This is a genomic window from Massilimicrobiota sp. SW1139 (assembly GCF_012027715.1).
Taxonomy (GTDB): Bacteria; Bacillota_I; Bacilli_A; order Erysipelotrichales; family Coprobacillaceae; genus Allocoprobacillus; species Allocoprobacillus merdigallinarum.
The window spans coordinates 21,580-27,584 of sequence record NZ_SJOR01000025.1 but is presented as its reverse complement, the minus strand read 5'-3'; the positions used below and the strand labels follow the sequence as shown (position 1 = coordinate 27,584).

8 protein-coding genes are annotated in these 6,005 nt (G+C 30.0%); 3 read left to right on the top strand and 5 right to left on the bottom strand.

The window, feature by feature from the left end:
• Positions 1-18: 18 nt before the first annotated feature.
• The 5 genes from E0K96_RS12125 to rpsT form a co-directional block, all read right to left on the bottom strand.
• Positions 19-615, bottom strand: coding sequence for a helix-turn-helix domain-containing protein (locus E0K96_RS12125; protein ID WP_206080708.1), 597 nt, complete (start codon positions 613-615; stop codon positions 19-21).
• Between the two features lie 102 nt (positions 616-717).
• Positions 718-2,505 (bottom strand): oligoendopeptidase F, encoded by a 1,788-nt coding sequence (gene pepF, locus E0K96_RS10860; protein ID WP_168083176.1) that lies wholly within the window; start codon positions 2,503-2,505, stop codon positions 718-720.
• A 50-nt stretch (positions 2,506-2,555) separates the two neighbouring features.
• Complete coding sequence (locus tag E0K96_RS10855; RefSeq protein WP_168083174.1) at positions 2,556-2,774, bottom strand: helix-turn-helix transcriptional regulator; 219 nt, start codon at positions 2,772-2,774, stop codon at positions 2,556-2,558.
• Position 2,775: 1 nt separating this feature from the next.
• Complete coding sequence (locus tag E0K96_RS10850) at positions 2,776-3,096, bottom strand: DUF6442 family protein (protein WP_168083172.1); 321 nt, start codon at positions 3,094-3,096, stop codon at positions 2,776-2,778.
• A 447-nt stretch (positions 3,097-3,543) separates the two neighbouring features.
• Positions 3,544-3,807 (bottom strand): 30S ribosomal protein S20, encoded by a 264-nt coding sequence (rpsT, locus tag E0K96_RS10845; protein WP_087244562.1) that lies wholly within the window; start codon positions 3,805-3,807, stop codon positions 3,544-3,546.
• Positions 3,808-3,929: 122 nt separating this feature from the next.
• Between rpsT and gpr the strand changes: the two genes are divergently transcribed.
• The 3 genes from gpr (at position 3,930) to E0K96_RS10830 (ending at position 5,978) form a co-directional block, all read left to right on the top strand.
• On the top strand, positions 3,930-4,898 hold the full coding sequence (gene gpr / locus E0K96_RS10840; protein ID WP_168083170.1) for a GPR endopeptidase: 969 nt from the start codon (positions 3,930-3,932) through the stop codon (positions 4,896-4,898).
• Between the two features lie 88 nt (positions 4,899-4,986).
• A complete protein-coding gene (spoIIP, locus tag E0K96_RS10835; protein WP_087244560.1) occupies positions 4,987-5,697 on the top strand; it encodes a stage II sporulation protein P in 711 nt (236 codons plus the stop codon).
• A complete protein-coding gene (locus tag E0K96_RS10830; RefSeq protein ID WP_087244559.1) occupies positions 5,694-5,978 on the top strand; it encodes a hypothetical protein in 285 nt (94 codons plus the stop codon). Before spoIIP ends, E0K96_RS10830 begins: the two co-directional genes overlap by 4 nt.
• The last annotated feature ends 27 nt before the right edge of the window (positions 5,979-6,005 follow it).

Sequence of the window (6,005 nt, the reverse complement as noted above, 5' to 3'; positions counted from 1 at the left end):
AAACACTGCTTTAATTATTCATAGAAATAGTATAAAAAGAGCATATAATTCAACGAGAAAGCCTAAAAAACGTCCAATTTGAGTGCTCTTAAGATAGCCAAATTTTTGATAGGTTTCAGGTGTACAAAAGGGAAATAGAATGAGTGTCATACCTAGACATAACATACCACATCCTGTCGTTATGTTTTTTTGAAATGGTAAAAGAGATAAAGCACTTGTTAATAAAAGGAGAATAGATAAGATAATACCAAGATAAAACCATTTCAGTTGTTTTTGGATTTTGTTTAAAGCTTCAGTATGTGCCAATTGACATGTTTGTGAGCAATAGGCTTGAGTTTTTGTCTGGTCTAAAAAATATCGAGCTTCTTTTCCACAATAAGAACATTTGACATGCTGATTGATGATTGGTATGTGTGAATCTTTTGTATCTGTAAGTTCAGATAAACTGATTTGGAACAATTCAGCAAGTTCAATAAGATTTTTCATTGAGGGTTCACTTTGGTTTGTTTCCCATTTTGAAACAGCTTGTCTACTAACACCTAATCTTTCAGCAACATATTCTTGAGATAATTTCATTTGCTGTCTCTTCTTTTTTATATTTTGACCTAATGACATTTGATAAACCACCTTTCATTGTATAATCATTATATCAAATGATATTCAAAAGACCACCAACTCTTTGTCAACTATCAGTTGCTTTATAAAAAAAGCACTTTATTACAAAGTGCTTGACATATCTAGGATAATTTTTTCAAATTCATTTAAAATTGTTTCAAAATAATGGAAAGCATCATCGTATAATTGATCTTCTAAAGGATTGACTAAAGCATCTTTTAAAAGGTCAACAGGATCTTTGCTGCCACCTGATTTTAAGAAGTTGAGATAAGCTTCTTTTTGTTTTTCATCACCATTTAATAAACGTGAGACAATGGCTAAAGCAACAGTCATTCCTAAAGTATATTTATAAACATAATAGTTATAATAGAAATGAGGAATATAATAACAAGAATAACCTACATATTCATCCATTGTTATTTCTGGTCCATAATATTCAGCATTTTTAGTATAATACAAATCTGTAATCATTTGTGATGACATTGGTTTTCCTTCTTTAGCCCATGTGTGTAAAATATGCTCAAAGTCAGCATACATAGGTTGTCTAAAAATAAGACCAACACAATTTTCTAGAAGTTCATATAAGAAATAGGCTTTTTCTTTTTCACTTGAAGCATGATCTAACATGTAGTTAATGAGCAATGTTTCATTGACTGTTGAAGCAACTTCAGCGACAAAAATACGATAATCACAATTTACTGGTGACTGGTGATGACAAGATAAATAACTATGGGCACTGTGACCTAATTCATGAATCATAGTTGAAAGTGAATTATAATCACCAATAAAATTCATAAGAATATATGGATTTGTATCATAGCAGCCACTTGAATAGGCACCAATACGTTTGCCAGCATGTGGATAATAATCAATCCATCTTTCTTCTCTGGCTTTTTTGATGATGTTGACATAATCTTCACCAAAGATTTGAACAACATCTAAAATAATATCAAAACATTCATCAATTGTGTATTTCTTTGTCTGGTATTGAACCAAAGGAATATTCAAATCATAATTATACATTATATCTCGTTTTAAAATCTTTTTCTTTAAAGCATTATAACGATGAAATAATGGACGATATTGTACATTTGCTTTTTCTAAGATTTTAAAGAATAAAGATGTTGGTACATTATCATCAAAAAGACTGGCTTCCAATGGTCCTTCAAAGTTTTTCACATCAGCATAAAATGCGTCTTTTTTCATAACACCAGATAATGTTGCAGCATAAACATTTTCAAATTTCTTATATTCTTTAAAGAAGTTATGATAAGCTTCTTTTCTAACTTTTGGATCTTTGTTTTTAAGAAATTCTGTTAGGGTTGCACTGTTTAAGACTTTTTCTTTTCCATCTACATGAACAGGGTCATAATCTAATCTTAAAGCATCAAACACTTGGGAAGAAATATCAGAAATAGAAGATGTTTTAGAAACAATAGTTTCTAATTCCTGTGATAAGACATGCTTTTTTTGTCTTAAAACTTCCTGTAAACTATAACGATAATCTTCTAATTTTTCATCTTCAAGATATTGAGCAACTTTGTCGCTGTTTTCAATCATCATAACAGTATAGAAATCTAAAGATGAAGTCACTTGATCATAGAATGAGAGAATGGCAGCATACATTGTTTGATATTCCGGGTTGTTAGGTTCAACATCACAATGTAAATGCGCAAAACAATGTAATTTTTGAATATAACGAGATAACATTGTTTCATCCTGATGAAACTTTAAGAATTGATCAACATTTTCTAAAAAAGAATCCTTTTGTTGAAGCAAAGATGATAATAAATCTTTCGCTTTTTCTAAATCTGTATAAAATTCCTGTTTATTTGCATAGATACGAGATAAATCCCATGTATCCTCAATTGCAATACTTTTACGTTCCATATGTTCCTCCTTTTTACATATACACATGATAATCCTATGACTATCGAAAGTCAAATTGATATATCAAAATAAAAGATTTCTTCAAATGTCTTATCTAATGCAATACATAAAATGAGTGCCAGTTTAGCAGTAGGATTAAATTGTCCATTTTCAATAGATGAGATTGTCTGTCTTGATACACCAACCATATTGGCCAATTCCATTTGTGAGAGTCCTTTTTCATTTCTTGCTTCTCTTAAATGATTTTTAAGTACTAATTTTTCATTCATATTAAACTCCAATCATGATAGATATATATTGATAACCATTGATAAGACAAAGAACAATCAAACCAAGCCCACATATGAAATAGAATTTATTTTTGTCATACCAGCCACGCATACTCAATGACAATCCAGCTATAGGCATAATCAAGATATAAATGGTATAAAAGACTGTTGGAACTTCCTGAAATTCAAAAGAAAAGAACATCAATGTGAGGGCAACAGTTACAAGAAAAGACATACCTTTCAATAACGCTTTTCTTTGGCATTGAACTTGTCTTTCATCTTTTTCATGACGATATAAATCAAGAATTTTATTTTTATCCATATGTTTCACCTACCAAATCAATAACCACAGATAACTTATAGAAAACATCAAGAAAACAAGGAAGAAAAGGCCTATATATAAGTATTTCGATATACGTAAATAATAGAAATAAGCAAGAAAGTATGATGCAAGAAACGTCAATAACAGGGTTGTTGAGGTATAAAAGATTTCCTGTTGGAATGGGGTTATAAAAGAGAATAACATCATAACAAAACACAAAATGATAAAAACAGACATTAATATAGGAATTGTTTTTTGATCAAGAAAAAAGTCATATTCTTTATTCATTGTTTTTGATTCTTTTTTAAAATATCTTCTTTATTCATTATATCACCTCATGTCTTATATCACCTCATGTCAAGTTTTCTTTACACTTTTATTATAGAATGATAAAAAATGTATGTCAAGAAAACTTGACATACAAGATAAATAAAAAACTCTATCTCATTAAGCGATAGAGTTCACTAATTTTGCTAATTTAGATTTTTGTCTGCTAGCATAGTTTTTATGATGAATTCCTTTGCTGACAGAAGCATCTAATTTAGATGCAGCTACATTGTATGCAGCAATTGCAGCTTCTTTATTTCCAGCTTCAACTTCAGCTTTTACGTTTTTAATTGCTGTTTTTAAAGCACTTTTATAAGAATTGTTGATTAAACGTTTTTTGTTGTCATTTTTATAACGTTTGATTTGTTGTTTCATGTTTGCCATTATCTTTCACCTCACTTTGACTTTTGCCATGTTATTCTACCAAAAATAGATGATAAATGCAATGTTTTATTGATAATTGATTATATTTTTTTAATTTTGGTAATGCTTATAATGGTGAGAATATGAATAAATATTATACACGTAGCGATTTAGCTATAGAATCATTGGCTTATGCAACACAAGATAAAGATTATAAACATCATCAAAAACAAGATGGAGATATTTCTATTGAAACATTTGAAATATTACAGACCAGTCCTCTTTATCCTCATGATATAGGTAAATATATTGAAATCAGTTTTCCTGATTATCAGGATTTTGAAAAAATTTCACAACATTTTCAAAAGCAGTTATCTCTCCTTATTAAAGAGAAGGTCAAGAAAATAGATCCGCTTATCTTATGGATAGGATTGGGAAATCCCACACTCACAAGTGATGCGATTGGACCGAGAACATTGAATCTGATTCGTGCCACGCATCATTATTCTATCGAAGAAAGACATCGTCATCAGTATTATGATACGATGTGTATTGCCCCAGGGGTAATGGCACATACGGGTATGGAAACTGCCGATTTGTTGTTGGCATTGGTACAGGAATTTCAGCCAGATCTGGTTATCGCTATTGATGCATTGTGTGCACAAAGTTATGAAAAGATTTGTCGTGTGATTCAAATGAATAATGTGGGTATTTATCCAGGAAGTGGAATTGGCAATCATCGTAAAAATATAAGTGAAGTAACAATGGGGGTTCCTGTTTTGGCTATTGGTGTACCAACAGTCATTCATGTTTCTAGTTTAGTGAGTGATGTTTATAATCTGTTAGAGGGTTATTTTAAAGAATCTTTAGATCCTTCAACAGCTTTAAAGGTAGGAAAACGTAAGCGTTATGAAGGACGATTGAATGAAGTGCAAAGACGTTTGATATTAGGAGAAATTGGACAGTTAAGTGAACAAAAGCGTATCCAATTATTAAATGAAGTTTTAAATCCCATTGAAAATCAATTTGTTATGAGTGATAAACAGATTGATTTTGATATTGAAATGTTATCTAAATTATTATCAACAAGTATTAATAGTATGACTTATTAGGAAATTCTTTTATGAATTTCTTTTTTATGTACTAAAAATAACTTTTTTTGCATATAGTTCATTGTATAGTTAGAGGAGGGAAGGTTTCATGAATAAAAATATAAAAATTATTTTCAAAATAGTTGTGGTGATTGTGATTTTATTCAATCTTCCTTTTCAAAGCATTTATAGTGAAAGTGTTGAAAATGTTGTGTCTTCATTAACAACAACCAATGTGAAAAAGCAGCTTAATGGAAAATCAATTTATATTTATAATACGCATCAAGGTGAAGAGTATGCGACAAAGTCAGTGAAAGAAGGGAGTCGTTATTTAATGCAATTGTTAGAAAACAGAGGTTATGAAGTCGATTATGAAACAACGGATTTTGAATTGTATAAAACCAAAAATCATATTGATTATGCCAAATCATATAGTGTTTCACAAAAGTATTTAACACAGGCAGTTGAAAAACATGGAAAGTATGATTTAGTGATTGATTTTCATAGGGATTCTATTAAAAAGAACTTATCAACAATTACTGTGGATCATAAAAATTATGCAAAATTAATGTTTGTTGTGGGAAAGGGAAGTTCTCATTACAGTGCAGTCAATAAGCGTTGTGAAAAACTGGCTGATATGTTGAATGAAAAGATTCCTAAAATATGTCGAGGTGTTTATCTTAAACAAAGTCATTATAATCAAGGTGTTACTGATAATATGGTATTAATAGAAGTTGGAGCAAATGAAAACACATATGAAGAAGTTCAAAATTCTTTAAATATTTTAGCAATGGTTTTAGATGAATATTTAAGTGCATGAAACAGTTTTGGATTGATTTGTGCTGTGTATTGCTTCTTATATGTGTGATGAGCTTATTCTTTGGTGATCATCAGGTATCTAGAACTTTGTTTGAAAGACAGATTGATCAGTTTGAAGAAGATGTATCTTCGAGAAAAGAAATTCAGTCAGTCATTACTTTACAGGATACATCGGATAATCGTGTAGGGACAATGATGGAAACATTGAGTCAATGGTGTGTCAATATTATTGAATTTATCGCAAAAATATTTTCTGATTTTATTAGTCTGTTTATTTCATGAAAAAATGTCGGTATGTTAAACACATCG

What these genes read in the sequence shown, in the direction of transcription:
- E0K96_RS10855 (WP_168083174.1), bottom strand. Translation starts at nt 2,774, where the DNA reads ATGAATGAAAAATTAGTACTTAAAAATCATTTAAGAGAAGCAAGAAAT.
- gpr (WP_168083170.1), top strand. Translation starts at nt 3,930, where the DNA reads ATGAATAAATATTATACACGTAGCGATTTAGCTATAGAATCATTGGCT.
- spoIIP (WP_087244560.1), top strand. Translation starts at nt 4,987, where the DNA reads ATGAATAAAAATATAAAAATTATTTTCAAAATAGTTGTGGTGATTGTG.
- rpsT (WP_087244562.1), bottom strand. Translation starts at nt 3,807, where the DNA reads ATGGCAAACATGAAACAACAAATCAAACGTTATAAAAATGACAACAAA.
- E0K96_RS10830 (WP_087244559.1), top strand. Translation starts at nt 5,694, where the DNA reads ATGAAACAGTTTTGGATTGATTTGTGCTGTGTATTGCTTCTTATATGT.
- pepF (WP_168083176.1), bottom strand. Translation starts at nt 2,505, where the DNA reads ATGGAACGTAAAAGTATTGCAATTGAGGATACATGGGATTTATCTCGT.
- E0K96_RS10850 (WP_168083172.1), bottom strand. Translation starts at nt 3,096, where the DNA reads ATGGATAAAAATAAAATTCTTGATTTATATCGTCATGAAAAAGATGAA.
- E0K96_RS12125 (WP_206080708.1), bottom strand. Translation starts at nt 615, where the DNA reads ATGTCATTAGGTCAAAATATAAAAAAGAAGAGACAGCAAATGAAATTA.